This is a genomic window from Methylocaldum szegediense (genome assembly GCF_949769195.1).
Lineage (GTDB): Bacteria > Pseudomonadota > Gammaproteobacteria > Methylococcales > Methylococcaceae > Methylocaldum > Methylocaldum szegediense.
Window position 1 is genome coordinate 3005097 of sequence record NZ_OX458333.1, and the last position, 26979, is coordinate 3032075.

Below are 26979 nucleotides of genomic sequence, written 5' to 3' on the forward strand. Positions count from 1 at the left end.
TTACGCTTGCGTTACTTGCCCATGTTCCACGTGGAACACTGCGGCATCATGGTCTACGGCGTCTCTAATGATTCGGTCAGCCGTCGCGGTGATGAAAAATTGAGTGGGATGCTCCCGTAACAAGCCGAGAAGTCTGTTTTTGTTGTGCTCATCCAGCTCTGAAGCAATATCATCAATCAGTACGCATGCGCTCCCACCTACGCTCTCTTCCATGAGCAACGCCTGAGCCAACAAAAGCGAATACACCAAAAGTTTCATTTGGCCGCGGGAGAGGTAAGCTCTCGCCGGACGGCCTTCCAGCGAGATCGAGAAGTCGGCTTTGTGGGGACCCGATTGCGTATATCCGAGGCGAATGTCCGATGCGACATCTTCTTGCAACGCCGCTTCCAGAGTTTTGTTCTTGCTCCATCCGGACTGTAAGTGGAGCTCAAACTCGAAACCCTCGAAAAATTGCGCGGCGCTTCGCAAGAAAAACGGCTTCAGTTTTTCCGCATAACGGTCGCGCGCACTGCTTATTATTGTACCGTATCGCGCCACCTCCCTGTTCCATAACTCGATGTCACCCAGTCGCTTTTCCCGCAATAGGGTGTTACGTTGGCTCAACGCTCTGACATAGCGTCGCCAGCAATCCAAATAGGATTTCTCGAAGTGAAACACCCCCCAATCGAGAAATTGCCGGCGGTATTTCGGGGCGCCTTCCAGTAAAGTGCTGCTTGATGGTTGAATGACGAGAACCGGAAAGGCACCGATGAGTTCGGCACTTGATTGGATCTTCCGTCCCTCGAGATGAATCTCCCGTTCGCCACGCGTGATACGAACGCCTATAGGTATCGCCGACCCGGTTTCGTTCACGACCTTTCCGGTCACCATTAGCCCACTTTGGCCGAAACGGATGACTTGGCTGATTTGGGACGTACGAAACGAGCGCGCTCTCCCCAATAAATAAACCGCCTCGAGCAAGGATGTCTTGCCGCTGGCATTCGGGCCAACGACGAAGTTGAGGTGTGGGGATGGCTCTATCGCGGCGTACTCGATATTGCGGACATCACGGGCCTCGATTTTGACCAGGCTCATACGCGGCATCGGTCACCCATGACACCGTGCATGGATCGGTCCGAAACCGCTCCGCACCATGTTGGCGAAACATGCCTCGCACTCAAAGGCGCATAGGCATGACGATGAATTTGAACTGCCTGTCCTCGCAATCTTCGATTAGGCAGCTGTTGGCGCTCTCGGTGAAGGATAGCTTGACGCTTTCGGAGTCCACATTGTTGACGGCATCCAAGAGATAGGACGCATTGAATCCGACCGAAACTCCCTTGCCGTTCAGTTCGACCGCAATCCATTCTTCGGCCTCTTCGTGCTCAGGATTCTGGGCTTTGAGGCACATCGTTCCTTCTTCGCTGACTTCCATGCTGACACCCCGGTATTTTTCGTTCGACAATACAGAGACGCGCGTCAACGCCCCCTTGAATGCGGTCTTTTCAACGAGGACCACTCGCGTCAAATCACGCGGCATCACACGCTGATAATCCGGAAATCTCCCTTCGATCAACTTAGCGGCAAAGCGAACTGTTCCCAGATCGACGCGCAGACTGTTGGGTGCGATTTGAATCGTGACCGGATTCTCTCCCTCGTCCAACAACCGATTCAATTCCAGTATGCCCTTTCTGGGAACGATGATCTGTCGTCCCTCTTCCGGCCCGTTCTCCAGCGGCTGCTCGAAATACGCCAGACGATGTCCGTCCGACGAAACCGCTCGAAGCATTTGGGCATCCAAATCCAGCAACAATCCGTTCAGATAATAACGAACGTCTTGTTGCGCCATCGCGAAGATGGTCTTTTCGAGTGCACGTTTCAAGCAATCGCGAGGAACAGCAACCTCGACTTCCGGCGTTCCCGCCTCGAACTCCGGATAATTTTCCGCCGGCAGGGTGCTCAAATTGAAACGGCTGGATCCGCACTGGATTACGAATTTTTCTTGCCTGCACTCGAGATTGACCACGCTTTTCTCCGGCAGAAGGCGGAAAATATCCAGGAACTTGCGCGCCGGCACCGTAACCGAGCCCGCCTCGCCACTTTCTACTAGTGCTTTGGTAACCAGCTGGACTTCCAAATCCGTACCCGTCAGCTCCAAAACGCCATCGGAAAGCTTCAGAAGCACGTTGGACAGAATCGGCAGGGTTTGGCGTCGTTCGATGACGCCGACCACCTGCTGCAAGGGGGTCAGCAAATTCTCCCGGCTTATCGTGAACTTCATAATGAGCTCATGTGTTGGATGCTAAACGCGTTAGACCAAAGGTGCCGACACTTCAAGCCACGGCTCCGTCAGGGCTAGTTCGATAGGGTACGCATGAGGTTCGAGTAGTCCTCTGCAAACTTGCTATCGCTTTCTTTCAGTTCCTGGACCTTACGACACGCGTGCAAAACGGTGGTATGGTCCCGCCCGCCGAACTGCTGTCCGATTTCCGGCAAGCTGTGATTGGTCAGCTCTTTGGCCAACGCCATGGCGATTTGCCGAGGACGCGTCACCGACCGGGTCCGTTTGTTCGCAAGGAGGTCCGCCACTCGGATCTTGTAGTATTCCGCAACCGTCTTCTGGATGTTTTCGATATTGATCATGCGATCCTGAAGCGCGATCAAATCCCTAAGCGCCTCTTTGGTAAATTCCAGCGTAATCGGCTTGCCGGTGAAGTGGGCATTGGCGATAACGCGCCGTAACGCCCCTTCCAATTCGCGGATGTTCGAGCGGATCCGCTTGCCGATAAAGAACGCCACTTCCGGCGACAAATCGACACCAGCGTGCTGTGCCTTGCTCATCAGAATTGCCACGCGGGTTTCCAAATCCGGCGGCTCGATCGCCACGGGAAGGCCCCAGCCGAAACGCGACTTCAATCGCTCTTCGAGACCCTTGATTTCCTTGGGATAACGGTCGCAGGTCAAGACTACTTGATGTTTGTTTTCCAGAAGGCTATTGAAGGTATGAAAGAATTCCTCCTGGGATCGCTCCTTGCCGGCGAAAAACTGAATATCGTCGATCAGTAAGGCATCGACCGTCCGATAATACTCCTTGAATGCGCCGATCGCGTTATGCTGCAAGGCCTTGACCATGTCCGAAACAAAGCGTTCGGAATGCAGATAGACGATGTTGGCCGAGGCATTCGCCCGAAGAATTTCGTTCCCGATGGCGTGCATGAGATGCGTTTTGCCGAGACCTACGCCTCCGTAAATGAACAAGGGGTTGTAGGCCCGCCCGACATTTTGCGCCACCTGCATCGATGCGGCTTTCGCCAGTTGGTTGGATTTTCCTTCTACGAAGTTGTCGAAGGTAAAGGCCGTGTTGAGGTTATTTGGAAGCCCTTTCTTGACGCTCGTCGATCGCCTGATCGTCGGCGCGATAGGAGATGCTTCCTGCGGCTTTCGGGTGCCGATTTCCAGAACGACGTGCAGACCGGGCTGCGTCTTCTGATCTGATAAGACTTCTTCGATCTTTCCGATAAAATGCTGTTTTACCCAGTCAAGTACAAACCGGTTAGGAGCCAGCAGTTTCAGTTCCGACCCATTTTCTACTGCCTGTAAGGGCCTGATCCAGGTGTTGAACTGTTGCGGGGGCAGCTCGCCTTCGAGCTTCCTCATGCACTGATTCCACAGCGCGCTCATGGTGCGACTCCCTTATCGTACTCGAGGAATAGAACATAAGGCATAGACGATAGATGCGTGAGCGCTTCAACGGAATTGGTTATCATACCGTAAGACGCGACTTATCCACAGCATTGACACGCTATCCACACTAAATTACGATGCATAGCTTTGTATTTTCTTTGCGGAATTCAACAGGTGCCTTATGAAAAGAACCTATCAGCCCAGCAAGATCAAGCGTGCTCGTACCCACGGCTTTCGCGCGCGTATGAAAACCCGCGGCGGACGTTTGGTTCTGAGTGCGCGCCGTGCAAAAGGTCGCAAACGGCTTACCGTCTGACGTTTGGCGTCGCCTCGCTACGGCTTCCCCCGAACGCGCCGCTTAAGTAGCGCCGCCGATTTTCAGCGCGTTTTCGAGCAGCCCTGCAAGTCTGCAGACCAATACTTAACCGTGCTCGCGCGAACCAACGGTCGTGACTATCCGCGCCTCGGGTTGGCAATCGCCAGACGACAAATCCGTAACGCTGCCGATCGCAACCGTATTAAGCGTATCATCCGCGAAAGTTTCCGTTTACGGCAGCCTCTGCTCGGCGGAATCGATTTTGTGGTCATGGCGCGCAGCGCCGCAAGTCAGGCAGACCATGAAACACTCCGACGCTCTTTGCATAAGCACTGGGAAAACCTGGTGAGGCGATGCAAGCCATCTTGGTCTTCCTCATCAGATTCTATCAGTACCTGATTAGTCCTTGGGTGGGGCAGCATTGCCGTTTCCACCCGACGTGCTCCAGTTACGCCTTGACCGCCATTCAGCGGTTCGGACCTCTTAGGGGATCTTATCTTGCCGTAAGGCGACTGCTGCGATGCCATCCATGGCATGAAGGCGGTTTCGATCCCGTCCCAGACCAATTCGGAAAATAAGAATGGATAATTTAAGGTTCGTTCTCTTCGTCTTATTCGTATTTCTCAGCTTCATGCTATGGCAGCAATGGCAGGTGGATTACGGGCCCAAGCCTGAACCCACGGCGCAGACCGAGCCGACGGTGCCGGCCGCGCCTGGCGACGTACCCGAGGCCACTCGGAGCGTCGACGACATCGCCAAGACCCCTGAATCCACGGTTGCGGCCGTCGAACATCCGCGCGTCACCGTTACGACCGATGTCATACGCGCCGAGATCGACACCAAGGGCGGCGATCTGCGCATACTCGATCTACTCGAATATCCCCAGAGCAAGGACCATCCCGATCAGCCGGTTCGGCTGTTCAATGACCAAGACCAATTTTTCATTGCACAAAGCGGTTTCCTAGGGGAAGAAACCCAGGCCCCGACCCATCACAGTATCTGGCGTGCCGAAGCCGACACGTACACTCTGGCAGAAGGCCAAGACACCCTGCGCGTCCCTTTCACCTGGACCAATGACCAGGGCGTCAGAATTACCAAGACTTTGATCTTCGCCAAAGGCAGCTATCTGATAGAACTTGAGCAACAGGTCGTCAACCAGTCCGGAACCGACTGGAAAGGGCGCCAATATGTTCAATTGCAGCGCAAGAATCCCGAAAACCAAAGCGAAGAATCTTTCGTTCGGACTTATACCGGAGGCGTACTGTACACCCCGGAAGACAAGTACGAAAAGATCACGTTTAAGGACATGGCCGACTCGAACCTGAACCGGAAAGCCAAGGACGGCTGGATTGCCATGATCCAGCACTATTTCCTTGCCGCTTGGATTCCGAGCGCGGGCGAAGAGCACAGCTTCTACACCAAAGCCCTCTCCGACGATCATTTCGTCATCGGGACCTATTCGCCCATGCTTGACGTCAAGCCGGGCGAAGAAAAAGTCTTCAAAGCGCAGCTGTTCGCGGGTCCTAAGCTTCAGCGCGTCCTGGAGAAAACCGCTCCCGGCCTGGAGCTGACGGTGGATTATGGTTCCTTGACCATCATCGCGAAACCCATTTTCTGGCTGCTGGAGCAGTTCCACAAGCTCTTCAATAATTGGGGATGGGCGATCGTTTTCGTCACCATCACGCTAAAGGCCTTGTTCTATAAGTTGTCGCAAGCCAGCTACCGTTCCATGGCCAAAATGCGTAAGCTCCAGCCCAAGCTTCAACAGCTCAAGGAACGCTACGCGGACGATAAGCAGAAATTCAACATGGCGTTGATGGAGCTGTATCGGAAGGAAAAGGTAAATCCGCTGGGAGGCTGTCTGCCCATTCTCGTCCAGATCCCCGTGTTCATCGCCCTGTACTGGGTTCTGATCGAAAGCGTGGAAATGCGTCAGGCACCGTTCATCCTTTGGCTGAACGATCTCTCGGCCAAAGATCCTTACTTCATTCTCCCGCTGATCATGGGCGTCTCTATGTACATCCAGCAGAAGCTCAATCCGCCACCGACCGATCCGGTGCAGGCCAAGGTGATGCAGTTCTTCCCGCTTATTTTCACCGGCTTCTTCGCCTTTTTCCCTTCGGGACTCGTGCTTTACTGGGTGGTCAACAACATTCTGTCCATTCTCCAGCAGTGGCACATCACCCGACAGATCGAACGGAGCGCCCACGCTTAGTACGCTCTACAGCGAGATACGGTCGGCCACCTAGGTCGGCCGCGTGCTTCTTGCCTTATGACGGCACACTACGCCCCTCTTCCCACTTTGAGCCGGAACGACTATTGGTTCCGGTGTCCATACAATGAACATCTCATCCCGAGACACTATAGCCGCCATTGCCACGCCTCCAGGCCGAGGCGGCATCGGCGTGATCCGTCTCTCGGGTGATGAGGTTCGAACCATAATGCGCGAGCTTCTCCGCAAGGAACTCCAGCCGCGCTACGCCCACTATGGTCACTTTTACGACCGGGACGGTTCGGTTCTCGATACCGGTATCGCTTTGTTCTTTTCTTCGCCGCATTCGTTCACCGGTGAAGACGTCCTCGAGTTACACGCGCACGGCAGCCCGGTCCTCCTCGACCTGCTGCTCCGCCGCGTTCTGGATTTGGGCGCTCGATTGGCACGGCCGGGAGAGTTCAGCGAACGAGCCTTCCTCAACGACAAGATCGATCTGGCGCAGGCCGAAGCCATCGCCGATCTGATCGAAAGTACGACCGAGCAGGCCGCCCGATCCGCCCAACGCTCTCTTCAAGGTGAGTTCTCCACCCGCATCCACCAATTGGTCGAAGACTTGATCGAGCTCAGGCAGTACGTGGAAGCATCCATAGACTTCGTGGACGAGGACATCGATTTCCTGTCCGAAGGCCGTATCGCCGAAAAACTCTCGGATTTGCGCGCGACTCTTCGGCATATCCGCCACTCCGCGCGGCAAGGTTGTTTGTTGCGTGAAGGCATGACAGTCGTCATCGTCGGCCGCCCGAACGCGGGAAAATCCAGCCTTCTCAATCGGTTGGCCGAACGCGAAGCCGCCATCGTCACCGAGATCGCCGGTACGACCCGCGATACCTTGCGCGAACATATCCAGATCGACGGCATGCCTCTCCATCTTGTGGACACCGCGGGCCTCCGGGAAAGCGAGGACGTCGTCGAGCGCGAAGGCATCCGCCGCGCGCGGGACGAGATTCATAAGGCCGACCGATTATTGCTTTTGATCGATGACTCCAGCCCGGAAGAGGGTGAAGCCCTGCTTTCCAGCCTTCCCGCGGAGATCCCGGTTACCCGCGTCTACAACAAGATCGATCTCACCGGAAAACCGGCCGGCTTCGTCGAAGACCGCCGCGGTCCCGCGGTATATCTTTCCGCCAAGACCGGCGAGGGGATTGTGCACCTCAAAACACACCTCAAAACTTCGATGGGCTACGACAGCGAGGCGGACGATATCTTTATTGCCCGCCGCCGTCATCTTGATGCGCTCAGCCGAGCCGAGAGCTTCATCGAGAGCGCGGAATCCCAGCTCAAGATCCGCGCCGCCGAACTGGTCGCCGAAGATCTCCGCGAAGCCCAAACCGCCCTGTCGGAAATCACCGGCGAGTTCACCAGTGAAGACCTCTTGAGCCGGATATTCTCGAGCTTTTGTATCGGCAAGTGAGCCCAGGCCATGCTCGAGCGCTGATCTCGTCTCAAGACGGCAATCCCAAAAACCAGCGCACACTGACAGAGACCAAGGGAAGATATGTCTTTATTTGCGTCCACGAGCTCGGCTCTTCGTTATCGCGACTTTTCGTTTTATCTGTGCGCCCGGTTTTTCGGGGCGGTCGCAGTACAAATGCAGAGCGTGGCCGTAGGCTGGCAAGTCTATTCATTGACCGGCGAGGCACTCGACCTCGGACTCATCGGCCTCGCTCAATTCCTGCCCTTCGTACCGCTGGTGTTGATCGCCGGCCAGATGGCGGATCGCTTCGACCGCCGCCGCATCATCACGCTCTGCTACGCCGTAGAAATGCTGTGCGGCCTGTTGTTGATCGGATTCACCATAACAGGGCTAAAGATCGTTTGGCCGGTATTTGCCGTCATGGCGCTTTACGGGTCGGCGCGAGCCTTCATGATGCCGTCCAGCCAAGCGATCGTCATTAATCTGGTGCCTGCCGAAGCTTTCGGCAATGCCGTCGCGCTCAGTTCCTCCAGCTTTCAACTGGCGGTGATCCTAGGTCCCGCGCTCGGCGGCCTACTCTATCTGGCGGGGCCTCTGACCGTTTACACGACAGTATCAGCGCTGCTTGGACTTTCCGCTGTCTTGATGCTTTCGATGCGCGGTTTTCCTCGCCGAACCGAGCGTCGGGAGCCCGTTAGTTGGGACAGCATTTTGGACGGTTTGCGGTTCGTGCGATCACGTCCCACCGTATTCGGCGCCATTTCGCTCGACCTGTTCGCCGTTCTGTTCGGCGGCGCCACGGCTTTGCTGCCTGCTTATGCCAGCGAAATTCTGCACGTCGGTCCGACCGGGCTCGGCCTGCTTCGCACCGCACCGGGAGCCGGCGCCGCCCTGACGGCTTTGCTGCTTGCCTTTACCCCCATCTCCCGGTACGTCGGGCGATGGATGTTCGGCGGGGTTGCTGTGTTTGGAGCTGCCGTCATCGTGCTCGGTCTGTCTACCAGTTTTCCTCTGTCGCTGTTTGCGCTTTTCCTACTGGGTGCCGGAGATATGGTCAGCGTTTACATCCGCCACCTGCTGGTTCAGCTTGAAACCCCCGACGCCATTCGTGGACGGGTGAGCGCCGTCAACTCGGTTTTCATCGGCGCTTCCAACGAACTGGGCGAGTTCGAATCCGGTCTCACCGCCGCATGGTTCGGACTCATCCCCGCGATCATCGTCGGAGGAGCGGTCACACTGGCCGTCGCTATCGTTTGGATGTACGCGTTTCCCGAGTTGCGAACGATGGATCGATTTCCACCTCCTGTTGGCGAAACGCCATCTTTCGAGAAAGGTCATGGCAGCAAGCCACGAAACCGCGCGGGCAAAGGGCGAGGTTCTTGAGTCACAGGGCGGCCGAGAGATGCTTTCCGGAACGCCGCCATAAGGAAGCCTAGATAAAGTCCTCCGACTGGCCTGTCCTAACCCTTCTAGCTGCCTAAGGGTATGGATGGCCAGGGATATCGCTTCGGCAAGCACGTACCGCCCGAAGCGGAGTTCTTCGGGCGTCGCTGGATACCACGGTCGTTTTCGAAGCCTTACACCCAAGCTCCTTAGCTAACCCCCATTGTGACTCGACTCTTATTCCCCCCGATCATGTCGTGACCGTTACGTCGATCCGACCGTTGGGGGCCTATCTGAAGTAATCCCAGGGGTATTCCGGACGCAGAATCGGCCGAAAGCCGGCGGGCATAGGGAAAGGGGCCGTAACGAACTCATAGACTCCAGCCAGCTCGCGCGTCACGGTCATGCCGAGGCCGTAAGCGAGGCCGATCGGAATGCCGATCGGGCCCTGCCGTTGCGTCTCTTTGACGATGTTTCCCGGCAGTTCCAGAATACCGCAGGTCATGCCGGCCAAACCGCGGCCGAATTTCTGCGCAGCGGTCTGCGCCTGGGCTTGGGAAGTGGTTAGCAAAAGGGCTGCCAGGCAGGCACACAGAATAAATGGGCGAGTTTTATACATTTTCTTCTCCTCGGGTTTCTGCGCTCGGGAACAGAATATCCCGGCGCAAGAGATCAGCGGGATTCTCGCCTTTTGCCGCGGCGGGGGCAAGCGAGGGCCGCCATCCGCCGCCTTCTCGTTCTTGGTCAGAGGACGTTCTCGTATCCGATTCTTGCGGAGAAAGAACCACCGAAACGCGAATCCTCCACTGCTCGACGACACTTCCTGACGAATTCATTCAACGCGGCATTCATAAGGAGCCATAGGCAAAGGAGGGGCATTGTGCTAGAGTGCGTAAACCTGACACGTTCCTTCCGCGGCATTTGGTAATTCCTTCCTGGATCCGGCGTCGTTCGCTCCGTCCCCGAAGTCCTCGCCTCATACCTCAAGAAGTAACTCGTAGGTTTGTTCGGGGCCTCTTAAGGCCGTCTTGTTAGTCGATGTTCCGGCGCGGGCCGGAGCTGGAGTTATTTTCGAATGAAAAACATTTACGTAGGTAATTTATCGTTCCAGACCACGGAAGACGAGCTTCGCAGCTTGTTTGCCCAATATGGCGAGGTTCAATCAGCGAATTTGATCACCGATCGGTTTACCGGACAATCCAAGGGCTTCGGCTTCGTCGTGATGGACAGCCGGGGTGCACAGGAAGCCATCGAAAAATTGAATCAAACGCAATTCGGCGGCCGTTCCATTACCGTAAACGAGGCTCGTCCCCGCGAAAACAACCGCGGCGGGTCCACTCAGCGCGGTGGCAAGCGTCGCGATTACTGACCGAGAAACGCCCCAAGGAGCGTTCATGCGCTATTCGCATGAACATGAAAGTGGGATGGGTGATGGGTAGAGTGGGGCAAAAACCCGTCGACGGTGGATTAGTCGCTCGGCACTGCATAACCCACCGATTCGAGCTGTTTGGTGGGGTACGCCGCGCCGAACTTGGTGGAATCTCGCGAAAATGCCTGATTTGCCCTCGGAGACGCATGCCCGATTAAAAGCGAATTGTGGAAGGACCTTGCTGTGCACGCTCCGAGAGTCGTCTCGTGCCGAGCCCTAGGCCGGTTCAGGAACGGTTTCGGGATCAGCAAAAGCAAACCCGCCAACCAGTGGCTTTCGGCCACCGCGCGGGAGATAGCAGTAATCGTCAGTTATACGGGCTTAAAAGCCCGAGGTCGGGCTGAATTCCGCCCTTACCGGCTATTTGCGGATGGCCGGTTTGCGTTCGTAGGATTTAGCGCAGGTGGGAACATCCCTGTTCAGGGTCGACATCCGCTGTCATTGAAATACGAAACTTGGTCCGCTGAAGAATCTCGGATCAGAATGCCCCGCTTCCCTTCGAGACATCCCGAGTCCGTTCGGAAAATCCCTTTCCTATCGCGATATCCCTAAGATCCGTTCGCGTTCCACATCCTACACGGAATTTTCCCTATTCCGTTCGGAACCTCCTGTTCCTTGCGACATCCCTAAGTCCCTTCGCAACATCCTAATCCTTACCGGAACGTCCGCTGTTCCGGACCTGAAACTGGAACCTTGGGGTAGCCGTGCTCCGGTTTCAGGTGGCTTCATTAAAACCGCATATGTGCCGAAGACAAATACGTACCGCTTCGTATGTACGCAAGCTTGACAAGGGGCGATGCCCAAGCGGCCGTTTTATCGGGTCTCTTTGCACTTCGGGAGAGCATCCGAGAGTCCATCTCGGTAGGTCAATAGGCCCGAGCGTGTCGCAGGGTTTTGGGACTTCTGGGATAGGATTTCAAGGAGGTTGTTGCAAAAGTTTAAGCTGGAATGCAAAGGAACCCCACAACCGACTGAAAATGCTGGGTTTTGTCCCCGTCGGAGTCTACATTTTCGACTTTTTGCAACAACCTCATATGTATGAATCGGTCTCAGATCGTCTCTGGTTCTTTTTTCGGTCGTGCCTCGAGAGACCGAAGCTGGTCCTCCAGCCGCTGCATCTCCTTCTGCAGCTTAGGCAGCAAATCCTCCTTAATAGAGTCCTCTGTAGCCGCCCGTGCGCTCTGGAGCTCGTCCAATAGCCGGGCCCACTCTTTCCTCAGCTTGTCCATTTCTTCGGATTCCGGCAACCGCCGCATTTCAGACTCGAAACGTTTCACCTGATCCCGAAAAATTCCCAATCCTTCGGCAAAACCACGGAAAATCTCTCCAAGCGGAAAAAGCGGCATCTGTCTCACAGAGCCCTGGACCGTGTCCCCGTCCGCCAAAGGGGGATCGTCGGCATTCCCCGGCAGGATCTCGACCCGACGCCTGTCCGGATTGTCTGGATCTTCGTCGACGAAGAAACGGGCGCTCTGCGTCACTGTCCCCGTCTGAGAATTATCCAGCTCCAGCATCGCAACGTAACTGTTTTGCCCAGCCGTTTTCACCGCGGTAACCCGGCCTACCGTCCGGCCTTGAATGACGACGGCATCTCCCGGCTGCAATCCTCCCGAGGTGTCGAGTTGCAGCTTCAACTCGAGTTCGTCCTGACTACAACCGACTAGGAGTAGAATCAATGTGATGATGAGCGGAATGTATTTGAGGGGCATGAGCGTGTCTCTCTGGTACTACGAATACCTGGCATGATAAAGCAAAGTGTCGACTTGAGCGGTAAGAATCACGCGTTGAAGAAACCAAGCATTTCGATCCCCAGTCTCAGAATTAGACTTCCCGGTGGTGAAAAACAGATCTGAAAGGAGGACGTTATGGCGATAGATCCGGAGGGAAAACGTTTGCCCATCAAACTGGATACCGCCACCAACGGCGAATATTTGCCCATGCCCTTGCCCTATCCGGTATTGGTCGCAAAACGGCTGGCCCACGATCAAGCTTCGAACGTGTCGCGGCGGCTCGGCATGACCCGCCGGGCGTTTCTCAAGTCGGCATCAGGCGCCGCGATGACGCTGCTCGCGATGAACCGCGCATTCGCGGCGTTCGGCAAAACCGGCGGTCGCTACGAAGTCCCGGACTTGGCAGCCTACGAACCGGAGCTCGCCGAAGCGGCCATAGGCGGAAAGGAGTTTATCTTCGATATTCAGGGACACCACGTTAACCCCAAGAGGCCTTGGCGGCGACCGACCAATCGCTGGACGTACAGCCTCCGCTTCTTTCCCCAGGCCGATTGTGGCGATGGCGCCATCGAGTGCTTTTCGGCGGAGCATTACATCCGCGAAGTATTCCTCGACAGCGACACCACCATGGCGGTGCTCTCCGCCGTTCCGGCCGCCCCGGGCGACGATCCGCTGACCACGGAAGACGCTGCAACGACCCGAGCTATGGTCGATGCGCTGGAGGGCTCGCACCGGCTGCTGATTCACGGCTTGGTTCGTCCCAACCTGCCGGGCGAGATCGACGCGATGTCCATGCAAAAGGAAAAGTACGACGTTGCCGCCTGGAAAACCTACACCCAGTGGGGACCTTCCGGAAAAGGGTATTGGTTGGACGATCCTGATGTCGGAATTCCTTTTATCGAAAAGGCCCGCAGCCTAGGCGTCAAGGTCATTTGCATCCATAAGGGGCTTCCCCTCTTCGGCCTCGACTATGCACATTCGACCTGCCGCGATATCGGCGTGGTGGCCAAGCGGTTTCCGGATGTCGCGTTCATCGTTTACCACTCAGGCTACGAACCCAAACGCAAGGAAGGACCCTACGACCCCAAGAATGCCTCGGGCGGCGTGGATTCTCTCATCAAATCGCTCCAGGACAACGAGATTCCACCTAATGCTAATGTTTACGCCGAACTCGGCAGCACCTGGAAGCTGCTGATGCGCGACCCCGACCAAGCTGCCCATGTGCTCGGCAAGTTGTTCAAATACGTCGGCGAAAACAATGTCCTCTGGGGCACCGATTCAATCTGGTACGGCAGTCCGCAAGACCAAATCCAGGCGTTTCGTGCGTTCCAGATCGCCGAGTCTTTGAGGGAGCGCTATGGATATCCAGAGATCACCGCGGAATTACGCGCCAAGGTGTTCGGCTTGAACGCCGCCAAGCCTTACAGAATATCGACAGATGAGATCAAGAGCCGCACCGCTTCCGACCGGGTCGCGAACATCAAGCGCGTTTACTCCGAAGACCCGGACCCGAGTTTCGCCAGCTACGGACCGAAAACGAGGCGGGAGTTTTTCGATCTGCTAAGGTACAGGGGAGGCCCCGTGTAACCATTTGTTCTGTCAGGAGCTAGAGGCTCAGAAAAAGACCTACAATAGGACCATCAATACGACGATGACCAAAATGACGGCTATGATCCCGCTTGGGTAATAACCCCATCCTCTGCTGTAGGGCCAAGTAGGCAAAAGCCCGAAAATCAGCAGAATCAGAACGACCAGGAGAATCGTTTCCATAAAAGCTCCTTAACTCCTCGGTTGAACATCCCTTTACGTTCTACGGTCAGGACCGGACGTAGGATTCGCTCGCAAGGGTTCGTCCCTGAGCTCACCACGAGATCCTGACTTTTCTCTCGCCCCAGGCTACCGCCTTTCGAACCCTCTTACCCATGTGTATATCGATTCGCCGCTCCCATCTGTGGTGCATTCTGTCCAGCACGACGAATTCTCCCAGGCCGTGCACTTTGACCTTCGTTCCGCAGTTCAGTCCCATCTCGAATAGATCCCGCGAGACGGCAATGGCGTTCTGGATAGACGTGATAGGTACATTGCAGGCGCCGATGTCAGGCGTACTATCGGTTTGCGCAACGACGGAGTTGTAAGCGGTAGCGGTTACGGTCATCGATCTCGCTTCCAAGGGATCGGCCCACCATAACTCCGCTCCAAGTATGAGCGCACCGAAGGATGCCCGTTTCGTATCCATACCCGAGACCTTTCAGCGAATCCTTCCCGCCCTTTTTGCGAGGGCTATAACCAAATAGACAGCGCTTCTTTACTCAGGTTCGTCCTTTCGAAACGGCGCAATCGAAATGATGGTCACGCTCGTCGAAACACCTCGGCTTCCCGCCATTCGCCGGGTTTGATGTCGGCCAGTATCCAGGGCCCGACTGCCCAGCGGACAAGACGCAAAGTGGGAAACCCTACTGCCGCGGTCATGCGCCTAACCTGCCGATTGCGCCCTTCACGCAAAGTCAGCTCTATCCAGGTTGTCGGAATCGCGGCGCGATAGCGGATAGGCGGATTGCGCGGCCAAAGACCTGCAGGCTCCTGGATGATTCTTGCCTTGGCCGGCCGAGTCATGCCGTCCTTCAGCAGCACTCCGCGACGCAAACGTTCCAAGGCCGCTTCGTCCGGAACGCCTTCGACCTGCGCCCAATAAACCTTGGCCATCTTGTGACGCGGATCGGCGATGCGTGCCTGCAAGCGCCCGTCGTCGGTCAGCAGCAATAGCCCTTCGCTGTCCCGATCCAGCCGACCCGCGGGGTATACGTTCTTGAGCGGGATGTAATCGGCGAGCGTCGCGCGCCCGTGAGCGCGGTCGGTGAACTGGGACAGAACGCCATAGGGCTTGTTGAAGAGTATCAGCATATAGGTTCAAAGAGGTTCTTTATCTTCCGATTCAGCAGCCGAATGTTTAAAACGAATTTTCCCTGCAGGCGTCCGCTGCTGTTTCTCTACTTTGGCGCATTTTTCCAGGCACAGAACCGAAATCATTGAAGCGCAACTTATCATGCTAGCTGCAACGTAACTTGCGCGAGTTACAACCGCTTCGCCCATTTGGAACAGCGTCTTGAAATGTTGGAAGCCTGGGCCTCGATTTGGATGGCCTGAAATCAGGCGCGAACATTGTTCCGATCCGCAAAAGAGGCTTGATCCCGAACCGGTGCGGAGGGACGTCAGAAAACTACGGGCGGCATGAGCAGGCCGGAATGGTGTGGCAACAGTAAACCGACCCTAACCATGCCTCACCTATCTGAGAACCTGTCTTCAAACAGCGTAGCGCCGCAGCAAGGACTAAAAAGCATGTGGTCCACAGACGGAAGTTGTCATGTACTGAACCGATCTCATGACTCTGGATCGACCCTTACAAGCCCAAGATCAGTTATGAGATGAGTTTCAACCGCCACTTCTATGTTTGTCTATGTTCGAGCCGCCGCGCCCATTGGCAGGGATCGACGCTGAGTTGAAGAAGTGCACCGACTGCATTATTGGTTCGATTCAGGAATTAGGGGCTCAATTTAAGCTTGATTGCTTATTATTGTAAAATAAGTCAAATATAAAAGACTTATTTCTTAATTTTAAGCATGGAAATCCCTAAATCCGAGCTTTATTCCGTCTTGCAGGAGTTCAATCCATGGTGGTCCGGCCAACCCTTGGCTGACTTGCCGGAATGGGAGCGGTCGGCTGTCAAGCAGGTGTGGAACTGGGCAACCGCCACGGACTCTCGTCGGGCATTACTGCTGTCAGGTGCGCGGCAGGTTGGCAAAACTACGGTCTTTCGCCAGACCATACGAAAGCTGCTGGCCTCGGGGCGGCCTCCCACTCACATTCTTTATGCTACCTTCGATCATCCGCTGCTCAAATTGGCGGGATTGCAACAAACCCTGCAAGCCTGGGAGGAGCTTTTTCCGCCTGTATCGTCGGAACCCACACGTATGCTATTTCTGGACGAAATTCAATATGTCCAGGATTGGCAGACCTGGGTAAAGCACCAGGTCGATTTTCATCCCAGCTCGCGCGTGGCTATGACAGGGTCGGCCGATCCTCTTCGGCAAGGGACCGTGGAGTCCGGCGTCGGGCGATGGGAAACCCTGCCCCTGCCCACGCTTTCTTTCGCCGAATACCTTCGGTTGCGCCGGATCGATATTCCCGAGCTTCCTATGGTGCGTTCTCTGCGCCAATTATTCGAATGGCACGACGCCGAATTTGCGCTGACCGCCGCCGCCGCGCGGCCCCTGATGGCGCATTTTCATGAGTATCTGCTGCGCGGCGGATTCCCCGAGCCGGCCCTGGCCCACGATCTTGCCCGCTGCCAGCGGCTGTTGCGGGAAGACATTGTCGACAAGGTGTTGAAGCGAGACATGACCGCTTTTTACGGGGTACGCCGCATTCTGGAAGTTGAAAAAATCTTCCTCTATCTCTGTTACCACGACGGCGGCATCCTCGATATTCCAACCCTGACTCAGCAGCTGGAGGGCGTCAACCGGCAAACCGCGCTCAATTTTCTCGACCTGTTTGAGTCTACCCATCTAATTTATCGGCTCAAGCCTTACGGTTACGGTAAGGAAGTCCTACGGGGACGGGACAAGATCTATCTTGCCGACGCTGCATTGCCTGGCGCTGTGCTGCTGCTCGGGAGAAAACTGCTGGAACAGCCGGAGCGGCTCGGTGCGGCAGTGGAAACTGCTTTTTTCAAGCACGTTTTTATCCGTTACTACAGCCAGAGCCCCCGATTCGCCTACTGGCAGGATAGGAAGAACCGAGGTCTGGAAGTCGATCTCATCGCCGAGGCAGGCGAGCGCCTCGTGCCTTTCGAGGTAAAGTATGACGACGGCGAAATCACGCCGAAACGGCTCCGGGGTTTGCGGCTATTCATGGAGGAGCGCGGTGTCGGCGAAGGTTATGTCATCACCCAGCGTTGGGATGATTTCAAGGTGCTGGATGTAACCAGCGCGCGGCGTGGTGATACCTCGTCCGCGTCCATTGGCCGCATCATGGCCATACCCGCACCGTTGGCTTGTTATTGGTTGTCGGTATGAATTTTTCGAGATACTCAAGCTATAAGTACAGCGATGTGGAATGGCTGGAGGAAGTGCCAGAACATTTCAGCACGCCTCATTAAGGGGTGTTTGTCGTCACATTATCGAGGTTTCGAAGTCTCTGTGAGCGATATAGTCCGGCCGGTACCTGTAGGTGCGAAACACCGTTTCAGAAAAAGCGTTATCGCTCCCCCATGGGCGGCCGTAGAAAGGCTTAATCCCTTAGGAAACATCTCCACCTCGATATAATGCCGCCCCGGAAGTATTGCCAACTTAGGGGGGAGCATGAAAGTTAAGCTCTGGGCGGCCATCATCCTGCTGTGCCTTTGCACGCCGGTTTGCGCCGAAATCGTTCCCATTACGTTCCTACAACTCAACGACGTTTACGAAATCACGCCCGTAGCCGGTGGTCAACAAGGTGGAATGGCGAGGCTAGCTACCCTGCGCAAGCAACTCCTGAAAGCCAATCCTCACACCTACACGATTCTGGCCGGTGATTGCCTCAGCCCGTCAGCGCTGGGTACGGCTGTAGTGGATGGGGAAAAGTTGGCCGGCCGACACATGATCGCGGTCATGAATACCGTCGGCTTCGATTTCGCGACCTTCGGCAATCACGAGTTCGACGTGACGCGCGAGCAGTTTCTCCAGCGAATCGAGGAATCGAAGTTCACGTGGTTTTCCGGGAATGTCGTGGACGCTGAAGGCCAGCCTTTTTCCCACGTGAAACCCTATGTCGTGTTCACGGTCACGGGTGAGAGCGGCGGTAACGTGCGCATCGGTCTTATCGGCGTCACCCTAGACAGTAACAAGGCGGCCTGGGTGCGTTATCGCGACCCGCTAGCCACCGCCGTGCAGCAGGCGCGGGAACTGCGCGGCCAAGTGGATATCCTCGTCGCCGTGACCCACCAGAGCCTCGAAGCCGACCAAAAGCTAGTGGCTGCAGCGCCGGAAATCGATCTGGTGCTGGGTGGACACGAGCACGACAACGTGCAGCAATGGCGCGGGTTACGGTTCGCACCGATCTTCAAGGCCGATGCCAATGCTCGCTCGGCGTATGTCCTGGACCTGGAATACGACACCGGTCAGCGGCGCCTAGTAAAAATAGAGCCGCATTTTCGTAAGATCACCAGTGCCCTCCCTGAGGACCAGGAGACGGTGAAGGTCGTGCAGGATTGGGTGGAACGCGGCTATGCGGCTTTCCGTGCCGACGGCTTCGAGCCCAACCAAGTCGTCGCAAACACACCGGAAGCTTTGGACGGACTAGAGGGAACGGTGCGCAACGGTCCAAGCAACCTGACCGACCTCATCGCGACGGCCATGTGGGCGGCAGTGCCGGGCGCCGACCTCGCCATATTCAACGGCGGCATGATACGCATCGACGACGTGGTACCGCCGGGGCCCATCACCCAATACGACGTGTTGCGCATGATTCCTTTCGGCGGCCAGATTCTGCGAGTGGATATGCGCGGCGACCTCCTGAACCGGGTGCTGAACCAAGGTCTAGCCAACCGGGGCAAGGGTGGATATCTGCAAACCGCCGGTGTCGTCCGTCACGGTGACGGTTGGACCGTCGGGGAAGCGCCGCTCGATCCCAAGCTCGTTTACAAGGTCGCGATTCTCGATTTCCTGATGCAAGGCAAGGAACAAGGGCTGGAATTTCTGAACGAAAAGACACCGGGTGTGGAAGCAATCGCTCCGGTGACCGACATCCGGTTCGCGGTGATCGAGCACATGCGGACGCAATGGGGCGCACCGAGTAATACCGTAAAGGCCCAATACTGACCCGGTTTGGCATTAGGATCTTTGGAGTCCGTGCTGGTCATGTTGTTCTCTGGTCCATCCGGAGGTTTCCATGACGTGCGCGGCGGAGCTGCTTCGCCGCGGCCCGAGCGAGATGGAGCAATGCCGTCTCAAGACTTGTCGCGCTCACGGCCATGTCGAGCGGCATCGTGGCTGCATTGGTTTCTTTACTTTGATAGAGATAGGGGGATGCCCTTGTGGGTGCTTCCCTCCCATGCCACTCGGCATGCGGATCCGCACTGGGCGGTTGACCTGATGTAGGTTGCCAATGGATCAAATGTGGAGATGCCCAGGTAGTTACTTGTCCAAGTCTCCTGACGATGCTTCCGGCTCATTATCCGAGCACTATGGGCAAGTTACGGCACTGAAAAAAAGACCGGACCGTATGAGATGATGTGAAGTCATATTGAATCGATTGGCTCCATATGCCGCTGCTTCTCAAGATCGTATCCGGAGGGCAAACCGGCGCGGACCGCGCGGCCTTGGATGCGGCCATCGAGCATGGCGCTTCATGCGGTGGTTGGTGTCCGGAAGATCGGCTTGCGGAAGATGGGCGGATCCCGGATCGTTACCCACTTCAGGAACTCCAAGGCGGAAGCTATCGCGAGCGGACATTGCAGAACGTCCTCGACAGCGATGGAACCGTCATTTTTTACTTCGGCCGGCCGAAAGGAGGCACCGAAGCAACGCTTCTCTTTTGTATCGAGAAAAGAAGGCCCTACCAGTTGATCGACGGGAACGAAATTCGAGCCGATCGCGCCGCGGACATCATCCGGAAGTTTGTCGCCGAATTCGACATCGCCGTGCTGAATGTGGCCGGTCCCAGGGCTAGTGAAGAATCACGAGCCTACCCCTATGTTCTGGAAGTGATCGGCGCCGTTGTTTCGTAAGTCCCGATCATGAAGGCTTGGTGCAGATCGTCCGAGTAGGCGAAAAGGAGGGTACCGACAAGATCACGCGGCTCCCCGACACGGTAGAACCGATGTACAACTGACGATCAACGAAAGTTTCGCTCATCGGTTCGCTGAGTGCTTACAGTTTGCCCTGCGCGTGTTCCCGGAAAAACCGGACCATCTCCACCGAGGCGTCGGGTCCCTTTGGCTCGGTATAAGAGCCCTCCAGACTTCCGCCCGACCAGCCGTGGCCTGCCCCATGAACCAGCCACTGCTCCATGACGACCTGACCGCTCGCGTCGTGATAGATGGAGTGGGTGTAGGAATGCCCGTGAGGCACCTGACCCCGGCTCACGGTGACCCGCAATTTTCTTCCCGTACCTGAGTGTAGCGTCGCCCACTGCGCTAACACCTGATCGCCATTGCCGGGGTGAACCGTAGTATCCCGGTCCCCATGAAAGACGATGGTGGGGACAATCCGGCGTGCTTTCAGCGCCGCCGGAAAGCGGCTGTCTCGTTGCAGCAGGGCGGCTGTTTCCCCTTGCTGCATGGCCGCGAACGCGGAGGGAAGATCATGGGCCACGCCGTAAGGGAGTCCGGAATGGACGCCGATGGCGGCGTAGAGCTCCGGGTAGTTCACGCCCATGACCATGGCCATCGCGCCGCCGGCCGAGAGTCCCGCCACGTAGACCCGCCCGGCGTCAAGGCCGTAGGTGTTCACGATATGCCGGGTCATGTCGGCAAGGATGGATGGTTCGCCCTGATCTCGGTGCTGGTCGCTGGCTTTGAACCAGTTCCAGCACCGGGACGGATTAGCTTGGGGCGATTGCTCCGGGTACAGCACGAAAAAGCCTTCTCGTTCCGCCTGGACATTCATGCGGGTGCCCGCGGCGAAATCGTCCGGGTTCTGAGAGCAGCCATGGAGCATGACGATGAGCGGCAGGGCTTGTCCATGGTAGCCGCTGGGAATATAGAGCTTATAGGCGCGGTTTCCGGCCGGGTTGGTGAAGGAACCTGTCATGAACTGCCCTCCTGCCTGAGTGTCCGGGTTAGCCTGGCGCGGTTTGGGTATTATCGATTCGAGTCCGGTTCGAAGCGAACGAAACCGAGCCTCGAAGGCGGGCGACGGTGTGAAGGGGCCCGCCTCGTGCCGGCTCCCATGCGCCGATGCCGCGCTTTTCTGTCGTCTGAGTTGGGGAATGTCGTCGATAACGCGGCACGTGTTGTCAATCGGTTCCTGACCGGAAGCGTCGGAGGTCGTCGAGGACATATCGGGTGCGAAACCGCACCGGAGCGTGTGCCGGATGAGGGCGGCGGCTTCATCGAGCCGGCCCGCGCGGGTGAGCCGGGTGGCTTCGGCCATTACGGCGTGCAGTGCGTCGGTCATAACCTGAGGTCTCCTTTGGCGAATGTAACAGCGGCCATGGTTCGGTACGAGGAGATGTGGGCTGTCAATCGATTTCCACCGGCGGGGCGGGGAAAAAGCCGGGAGAACCAGGTCTAGCGGATGCGGCCAGCCAAAGCCGATTTGACGTCCGCGCTGGCCCGCAAGGCACCCAGTACCGTGATGGACTCGATGGTATCCAGCGCCAGTTCGGGAGAGACATCATCGGCGATGATGACGAGGCCCAGCACCTGAATGTGCAACCTCTGTCTGGCCGTCCGAATCGCTTCCAGATCGCGGCGGGTGTACTCCTGTAGCCCGAGAACCAGGGTCTTGCGGGCCACGGTTTGTTTCACCACCTCCGCGTGGGCGGCAAGCTGGTTACGTATCGCGGTGCGAATGAAGTCGGTGCGGTTGGAATAAAAGCCTTCCTGTACCAGCAAATCGATCTGCCCGAGGTCCACGAACCCTAAGTTGATCGTAATTTTCTCGGTTTCCCCTGCCATGCCCTCTCAATACCATCTTATAACCATCTGTATGGATGGTATGCTACGCCGAAATGTGGAATTGTCAAGGGTGTCCGCGGCCTAAAGGTTTCATGGCCGAGAGTTCCCTCACAAACATTACTCAGCGCGGTAGATTCGGATTAAGCCGATCGCTTGAAAATACCGTTACCAGTTGATTGTTAAGCTTGGTGGTCGCGGCGCGAGCCGCGCCATAGACAGTCTTTTTGACGAGATCCGACTTCACTATTTCGACGGGCCCGTTCCTTCACTCGAAGGTACTTTCTCGGGAACTCCATTCCTGAAACGAGGTATAGGCGATCGCGAGCAAGGTTGGACCCAAAAAAATCCCGAGGAAACCGAAGGCCATTACGCCTCCTAACGTTCCCAAAAACACCAGGATGAAGGGCAGGCGGCTCCCTTTGCCGATGAAATAAGGTTTCAGAAAATTATCAATGAGACCCACTACCAGAAGTCCCCAGACCACGAGAAAGATGGCCCACCCCATTGCGCCTTTTTGAAACAGCCAAATGGCGGCAGGCACCCAGATCAGCGGGGGACCGACGGGAATCAAGGACAGGACGCACGTCAGCGCGCCGAGCAACAAAACACGTGGGACGCCCGCGAGCCACAGCCCGATACCGACCAAAAACCCCTGAATCAGGGCAGTGCCGATAATGCCGTATACAACGCCTTTGATCGTGGCTCCCGCCACCTGAAGCAAGGCCGGCGCCCGTTGGCCGCCGACCCGGGCGAATAAAGGCTCCAGTCTTGCCGACAACGCGGCGCCGTCGCGGTAGAGAAAAAACGCAATGAACACACTGAGGCTTATGTATAGGAGGCTTTCCCCGAGGTTTGCCGCGCTGCGAAGTGCCCAGTTCCGTAAAGGCATGAGGTATTTCATCAGCGCTTCGGTCAACCGGGCACCGCTCCCCGCCATCTCTTGCCAGCGGTCGTGTATGCGCGAACCCACGATCGGCAGTTTCGCCACCCACTCGGGCGGGGACGGCGGTCCCTCGCTGAGGAGTTGCCCTGCCATCTCAACCAGCGCGGTGACGTCTTCGGCCAAACTGGTGCCGAGGAGAGCCAAAGGAACAATCAATATGGCGGCCACTGCCACGACCATCAGTCCACTCGCCAATCCTTTCCGGCCCGCGACGGCCGATTCGATCCTACGATAGGTGGGCCACGTGGAAAAGACCAGGATGACGGACCACAAGATCGCCGACAGAAAAGGGCGCAGCGCGACGAAACAGCCCAGAATCAATACGAGCACTACGGTGATCCCGACCCATCGATCGACACGGTTTTCGCTCAGCACAGCGTTTTCTCAAGTAGGCTGAATTTCTGACACGATGGGATGGCGTTTCAGTGCTGGATGCGCAAGAACAAACCGGCCATCATGACGTAGGTCGATCCTCGAACGATCCTGATCAGCGCCGCCCCGGAAAGCGAGAAGATCGAGTCGATCACGGAACATATTCCTCGCTAGAAATGGGGGAACAAGATTTCTTTAGCTCATCGACTGAGAGCGAGTAGGGCAAAGAAAGTTTTTGCAGCAATGCCCCCTCGCCTCACAGGTCCGCTTGCACTCTGCACGACGCCCTGATTCGACATGCTTCGCGATAGCGTGCTGGAAAGCCGCCGCGTTGTCGACAATATCATTCGAAGTATTTGGTAAGGCAAAACGTCCGAAGGATTTTGTCGTACGTAGTTAAGTGAACGACGCTTGTAGGAACATCAAGCATTTTTGGTGTCTCTATGTGTATGAGGTTGGAGGCACGTCGTTAAAGGAGCAGGGATATGGAACGCGGCCACGGTCAACAGCGACGCCCATCGCCAAGGATCTTATCCACTGCGGAGTTTGTCAGATGTTTATCTCATTTCTTGCGAGATATGGCTGATAAAGGGGTGGCAGGGACGGAGCTATTCAATGCCGTCAGTCATCTGCTGGGTGCGATAGCCGCAGTCATAGGCCTTATCGTCCTGATGGTACTGGCAGTGCACCAAGGCGATGTGTGGAAGATCGTTAGCTTCAGTATTTACGGGCTCACGCTGATGCTGGTTTACACCTGTTCTACGCTCTATCACGGCGTGCAGGGTGAACTGAAAGCGATCTTCGCCAAACTCGATCATCAGTCGATTTATCTTTTTATTGCCGGTACCTATACCCCTTTTGCCCTGGTTACCCTTCGCGGTGTCTGGGGCTGGTCCATATTCACCGCTGTCTGGGGTTTAGCAATCCTGGGCGTTATGCTGGAAACATTGCCCCGGAAGGGGCCGCGAGTGCTGCCAGTGGTGATTTATCTCGTTATGGGGTGGATCATTCTGATCGCCCTCGAACCTTTGTTACAAACCTTGCCTTCGGTGGGCTTCGCCTGGCTTCTTACGGGAGGTTTGTTTTATACCGTAGGCGTCGTCTTTTTCGCGTTGGGTAAAAAATTGAGTTATTGCCATAACATCTGGCACGTATTCGTCCTGGCGGGTAGTGCAAGCCACTATTGTTCGGTGCTCTTCTATGTTGCCTGAGCGGGAGTCCATGAGCCCACAATATGATCCAACCTTGCCGTGCGTTTCTTGCACCTGGCGGAATCTATACTCATCGAGCTTATCAAGCGGACCATGGGCCTCGGTTCGCCTAGGATTGGGCGAAATGGATAGAATGAAAAAACGCAACACCACCAAGCGCTGCTCCTGTGTCCAAACCGAAAACCTCCCGACCTTCCTCGGACCACTTGCCCCTCCAGGCACGCGCGTCTAAACGCTTACAGACAGAGAAACCGATCGCCCACCCGTCTGAGCGAACGGTTCGAATCGCCGGACTGCCCGCCGTGACTGCCTTGTTCCGACGCGATCCAGACCGGGTTTTGCGGTTTTTCTATGAGGAACGCATGGTGCCTTTTGTAGGCGAGTTCTGTGCCTATATGGCGCGGGTCCGCCGTCCCTACCGCATGGTCGAAGACGAAGAGTTGGCGCGCATCGCCGGCTCCATGTTGCATGGCGGCATTGTCGCGGTAGCCGAGCCGCAGCCCATACGGCCTTTCGATCTTGCGGAAGCCCGTCGTTGGGCCCGGAGCGGACAGACGCTGTTCATTCTGGACGGCGTCAGCAATTCCCACAACCTCGGCGCCATTGCCCGCACATTGGCTTTTTTCGGGTTTCGGCATTTGCTGATATCCGACCACCCGGCCCAGACGGGGCTGTCCGACTCGGCTTATCGCGTTGCCGAGGGCGGGCTCGAATATGTGCAAGTCTATAAGGCCACGTCCTTGCCCGACGCGCTGCAACGCCTGAGGCATGATTATCGTGTCGCAGGTACCGCCCTGGGGCGCGGTGTTCCGCTGGAGACGCTCGAGCAAGACCCACGCCCCATTGCCCTGGTTCTCGGCAACGAAGAACAAGGAGCCCCGGCCGCGACGCTTGCGGCTTGCGAAACCATCGTTACTCTGCCTGGCTCGGGCCAGATACAATCTCTCAATGTGTCGGCGACCGCGGCGATCCTGGCATACGCCTTACGGCCTAAAACCAACGAAAACCGGCGTGTACATTTTCCGAATCCCCTGAAAGAGAAGCCAAAACGTGTGGTTGCCAGAAAACGCACCGGATGAGCGAGAGAGGCGGCTCGAGCGTTGGCGGCCTTGCCACGCTTTGATTGTCCAGTAAAGGACTTGCCTCCAGCAGGCTATGCACACCAATCCGTTGTCGGAGCGTTCACTGACAGCGAACCAAGTCCTGCCTCTCTACGCCGGATCGGAACGGTGTGATCGAATCCTCGGCTACGACGGGTTTCCGTTTCCCTTGAGAAATCGCATTTGAGCCGCCGCAATGCGATTCGATAATAAATCTTTACTCCGTGTCGGATCTTTGCTCGGTTTCACAAGGAGAGGACAACGTGAAAAGACTGATCTTTTGCCTACCGTTCATAGTGGGAAACGCATGGGCGGCTGAGGAACTCATGCAGAAAGCGCAGGCGCTCTTCAAGCCTATTCCCACGGAACCTCCCTCCATACGAGGCGCGGTCCTGACGCCAGAAAAGATCGAATTAGGCAAGATGCTCTACTTCGATCCTCGTCTTTCGAGGAGCTGGCTGATCAGTTGCAACAGCTGTCACAATCTGGTGCTGGGCGGCGTCGATCTCGAGGAGACTTCAATCGGACACGGCTGGCAGAAAGGGCCCCGCAACGCTCCCACAGTGCTGAATTCCGTATTCAATGTCGCCCAGTTCTGGGACGGACGGGCAGCTGATCTTCAAACGCAAGCGAAAGGCCCCTTGCAGGCGAGCGTCGAAATGAACAATACCCCCGAGCGGCTCGAAAAAACCCTGAGTACCATTCCAGGTTATGTGGAACGCTTCAAGCAAGCTTTCCCGGACGACCCCAAGCCGGTGAGCTTCGACAATGTGGCGAAAGCGATCGAAGCTTTCGAAGCTACCTTGATTACGCCGAATTCCAAGTTCGACCGCTATCTCAAAGGCGACGACAAAGCGCTCAACGATGCGGAAAAACAAGGCTTGGCACTGTTCATGGACAAGGGCTGCTCGAACTGCCACAACGGCATCAATATCGGCGGCAACGGTTATTTTCCTTTCGGCGTCGTAGAAAAACCTGGCTCGGAAATATTGCCGGAGAAGGACAAAGGGCGCTTTACGGTCACCAACACCGCAAGCGACGAATACGTCTTCAAAGTACCCTCGTTACGGAATATCGCGCTGACGCCTCCTTATTTCCATTCCGGCCAGGTGTGGGATCTCAGGCAAGCGGTTGCCATCATGGGCACGGCGCAACTGGGCGCCAAGCTGACAGATTCGGAGATCGATTCTGTCGTCACCTTCTTGCACACCTTGACCGGCGATCAGCCGAAAGTCGTTTTAACCAGTCTTCCGCCTCACGGCAAAGATACACCCTTGCCTATCGTGGAAGTCACACCGGAAGGCACGGTAAAGCCCGAAGGCACAAGGACACATTAGTACATCGACTTAGTACATCGACGAACGTATGACACAGGCGGGGTCAGTCTGTCCTGACCTGAGCCGAAGAACCGGTTCTGGGCTTCACCAAAAGGGAGAAGCCGTTTGCGGCTGGAAAATGCGGGTCGAGCCAGCCGCAAGCGGATAGGCC

Annotated in this window: 25 protein-coding genes; 14 read left to right on the forward strand and 11 right to left on the reverse strand. The window is 56.4% G+C overall.

Translation table 11 applies throughout. The features are described from left to right. The 3 genes from recF to dnaA form a co-directional block, all read right to left on the reverse strand. Nucleotides 1-1074 (reverse strand): DNA replication/repair protein RecF, encoded by a 1074-nt coding sequence (gene recF / locus QEN43_RS12940; protein WP_026611117.1) that lies wholly within the window; start codon nucleotides 1072-1074, stop codon nucleotides 1-3. A gap of 82 nt (nucleotides 1075-1156) precedes the next feature. Beyond that, complete coding sequence (gene dnaN, locus QEN43_RS12945) at nucleotides 1157-2260, reverse strand: DNA polymerase III subunit beta (RefSeq protein WP_026611116.1); 1104 nt, start codon at nucleotides 2258-2260, stop codon at nucleotides 1157-1159. Between the two features lie 74 nt (nucleotides 2261-2334). Next, nucleotides 2335-3660, reverse strand: a complete 1326-nt coding sequence (gene dnaA / locus QEN43_RS12950) for a chromosomal replication initiator protein DnaA (protein WP_026611115.1) — start codon at nucleotides 3658-3660, stop codon at nucleotides 2335-2337. 184 nt (nucleotides 3661-3844) lie between these two features. On the opposite strand from dnaA, the gene rpmH reads away from it, so the two are divergent. The 6 genes from rpmH to QEN43_RS12980 all read left to right on the forward strand — a co-directional run bounded on the left by rpmH (nucleotide 3845) and on the right by QEN43_RS12980 (nucleotide 9051). Further along, entirely contained in the window at nucleotides 3845-3979 is a 135-nt protein-coding gene (gene rpmH / locus QEN43_RS12955) for a 50S ribosomal protein L34 (protein WP_026611114.1), read from the forward strand. A 3-nt stretch (nucleotides 3980-3982) separates the two neighbouring features. Further along, nucleotides 3983-4378 carry a ribonuclease P protein component gene (gene rnpA / locus QEN43_RS12960; RefSeq protein WP_084162205.1) on the forward strand — a complete coding sequence of 132 codons (396 nt, stop codon included), beginning with the start codon at nucleotides 3983-3985 and terminating at the stop codon, nucleotides 4376-4378. Beyond that, nucleotides 4333-4557, forward strand: coding sequence for a membrane protein insertion efficiency factor YidD (yidD, locus tag QEN43_RS12965; RefSeq protein WP_084162203.1), 225 nt, complete (start codon nucleotides 4333-4335; stop codon nucleotides 4555-4557). The genes rnpA and yidD overlap by 46 nt, the downstream gene beginning before the upstream one ends. Before the next feature lie 2 nt (nucleotides 4558-4559). Beyond that, nucleotides 4560-6194 (forward strand): membrane protein insertase YidC, encoded by a 1635-nt coding sequence (gene yidC / locus QEN43_RS12970; protein ID WP_026611113.1) that lies wholly within the window; start codon nucleotides 4560-4562, stop codon nucleotides 6192-6194. Between the two features lie 124 nt (nucleotides 6195-6318). Continuing rightward, the gene (mnmE, locus tag QEN43_RS12975; protein WP_026611112.1) at nucleotides 6319-7665 is read left to right on the forward strand and encodes a tRNA uridine-5-carboxymethylaminomethyl(34) synthesis GTPase MnmE; all 1347 of its coding nucleotides are present in this window, start codon (nucleotides 6319-6321) and stop codon (nucleotides 7663-7665) included. 84 nt (nucleotides 7666-7749) lie between these two features. Beyond that, a complete protein-coding gene (locus tag QEN43_RS12980) occupies nucleotides 7750-9051 on the forward strand; it encodes an MFS transporter (RefSeq protein WP_084162201.1) in 1302 nt (433 codons plus the stop codon). A 289-nt stretch (nucleotides 9052-9340) separates the two neighbouring features. Here the strand turns inward: QEN43_RS12980 and QEN43_RS12985 are convergent, their stop codons facing one another. Then, nucleotides 9341-9670: an exosortase system-associated protein, TIGR04073 family gene (locus QEN43_RS12985; protein WP_026611111.1), complete on the reverse strand. Its 330-nt coding sequence runs from the start codon at nucleotides 9668-9670 to the stop codon at nucleotides 9341-9343. A gap of 456 nt (nucleotides 9671-10126) precedes the next feature. Here QEN43_RS12985 and QEN43_RS12990 point away from each other — a divergent pair, with 456 nt between their 5' ends. Further along, nucleotides 10127-10420 carry an RNA recognition motif domain-containing protein gene (locus QEN43_RS12990; RefSeq protein ID WP_026611110.1) on the forward strand — a complete coding sequence of 98 codons (294 nt, stop codon included), beginning with the start codon at nucleotides 10127-10129 and terminating at the stop codon, nucleotides 10418-10420. 1109 nt (nucleotides 10421-11529) lie between these two features. Here the strand turns inward: QEN43_RS12990 and QEN43_RS12995 are convergent. Further along, nucleotides 11530-12189, reverse strand: coding sequence for an MlaD family protein (locus tag QEN43_RS12995; RefSeq protein WP_317963283.1), 660 nt, complete (start codon nucleotides 12187-12189; stop codon nucleotides 11530-11532). Between the two features lie 156 nt (nucleotides 12190-12345). Between QEN43_RS12995 and QEN43_RS13000 the strand changes: the two genes are divergently transcribed. Next, a complete protein-coding gene (locus QEN43_RS13000) occupies nucleotides 12346-13797 on the forward strand; it encodes an amidohydrolase family protein (RefSeq protein WP_026611108.1) in 1452 nt (483 codons plus the stop codon). A 39-nt stretch (nucleotides 13798-13836) separates the two neighbouring features. On the opposite strand, the gene QEN43_RS13005 is transcribed toward QEN43_RS13000, so the two are convergent. The 3 genes from QEN43_RS13005 to QEN43_RS13015 all read right to left on the reverse strand — a co-directional run bounded on the left by QEN43_RS13005 (nucleotide 13837) and on the right by QEN43_RS13015 (nucleotide 15111). Further along, complete coding sequence (locus tag QEN43_RS13005) at nucleotides 13837-13980, reverse strand: DUF3309 family protein (protein ID WP_084162199.1); 144 nt, start codon at nucleotides 13978-13980, stop codon at nucleotides 13837-13839. A gap of 91 nt (nucleotides 13981-14071) precedes the next feature. Further along, on the reverse strand, nucleotides 14072-14446 hold the full coding sequence (locus tag QEN43_RS13010; protein ID WP_026611107.1) for a 3D domain-containing protein: 375 nt from the start codon (nucleotides 14444-14446) through the stop codon (nucleotides 14072-14074). A 113-nt stretch (nucleotides 14447-14559) separates the two neighbouring features. After that, nucleotides 14560-15111: an rRNA large subunit pseudouridine synthase E gene (locus QEN43_RS13015; protein ID WP_026611106.1), complete on the reverse strand. Its 552-nt coding sequence runs from the start codon at nucleotides 15109-15111 to the stop codon at nucleotides 14560-14562. 716 nt (nucleotides 15112-15827) lie between these two features. Here QEN43_RS13015 and QEN43_RS13020 point away from each other — a divergent pair. The 3 genes from QEN43_RS13020 (at nucleotide 15828) to QEN43_RS13030 (ending at nucleotide 19972) form a co-directional block, all read left to right on the forward strand. Next, the gene (locus tag QEN43_RS13020) at nucleotides 15828-17282 is read left to right on the forward strand and encodes an ATP-binding protein (RefSeq protein WP_026611105.1); all 1455 of its coding nucleotides are present in this window, start codon (nucleotides 15828-15830) and stop codon (nucleotides 17280-17282) included. Nucleotides 17283-17567: 285 nt separating this feature from the next. After that, entirely contained in the window at nucleotides 17568-19064 is a 1497-nt protein-coding gene (locus QEN43_RS13025; RefSeq protein ID WP_026611104.1) for a bifunctional metallophosphatase/5'-nucleotidase, read from the forward strand. A gap of 443 nt (nucleotides 19065-19507) precedes the next feature. Further along, a complete protein-coding gene (locus QEN43_RS13030; RefSeq protein WP_317963284.1) occupies nucleotides 19508-19972 on the forward strand; it encodes a putative molybdenum carrier protein in 465 nt (154 codons plus the stop codon). 142 nt (nucleotides 19973-20114) lie between these two features. Here the strand turns inward: QEN43_RS13030 and QEN43_RS13035 are convergent, their stop codons facing one another. The 3 genes from QEN43_RS13035 to QEN43_RS13045 form a co-directional block, all read right to left on the reverse strand. Next, entirely contained in the window at nucleotides 20115-21362 is a 1248-nt protein-coding gene (locus QEN43_RS13035) for an extracellular catalytic domain type 1 short-chain-length polyhydroxyalkanoate depolymerase (RefSeq protein ID WP_026611102.1), read from the reverse strand. Nucleotides 21363-21475: 113 nt separating this feature from the next. Continuing rightward, entirely contained in the window at nucleotides 21476-21865 is a 390-nt protein-coding gene (locus QEN43_RS13040) for a CopG family transcriptional regulator (protein ID WP_026611101.1), read from the reverse strand. A gap of 265 nt (nucleotides 21866-22130) precedes the next feature. Then, a complete protein-coding gene (locus QEN43_RS13045; RefSeq protein WP_317963285.1) occupies nucleotides 22131-23183 on the reverse strand; it encodes an AI-2E family transporter in 1053 nt (350 codons plus the stop codon). Between the two features lie 590 nt (nucleotides 23184-23773). On the opposite strand from QEN43_RS13045, the gene trhA reads away from it, so the two are divergent. The 3 genes from trhA (at nucleotide 23774) to QEN43_RS13060 (ending at nucleotide 26828) form a co-directional block, all read left to right on the forward strand. After that, nucleotides 23774-24391 (forward strand): PAQR family membrane homeostasis protein TrhA, encoded by a 618-nt coding sequence (trhA, locus tag QEN43_RS13050; protein WP_317963286.1) that lies wholly within the window; start codon nucleotides 23774-23776, stop codon nucleotides 24389-24391. A gap of 167 nt (nucleotides 24392-24558) precedes the next feature. Beyond that, nucleotides 24559-25470, forward strand: coding sequence for a TrmH family RNA methyltransferase (locus tag QEN43_RS13055; protein WP_156912839.1), 912 nt, complete (start codon nucleotides 24559-24561; stop codon nucleotides 25468-25470). 284 nt (nucleotides 25471-25754) lie between these two features. Beyond that, complete coding sequence (locus QEN43_RS13060; RefSeq protein WP_026611099.1) at nucleotides 25755-26828, forward strand: cytochrome-c peroxidase; 1074 nt, start codon at nucleotides 25755-25757, stop codon at nucleotides 26826-26828. Nucleotides 26829-26979 lie beyond the last annotated feature (151 nt).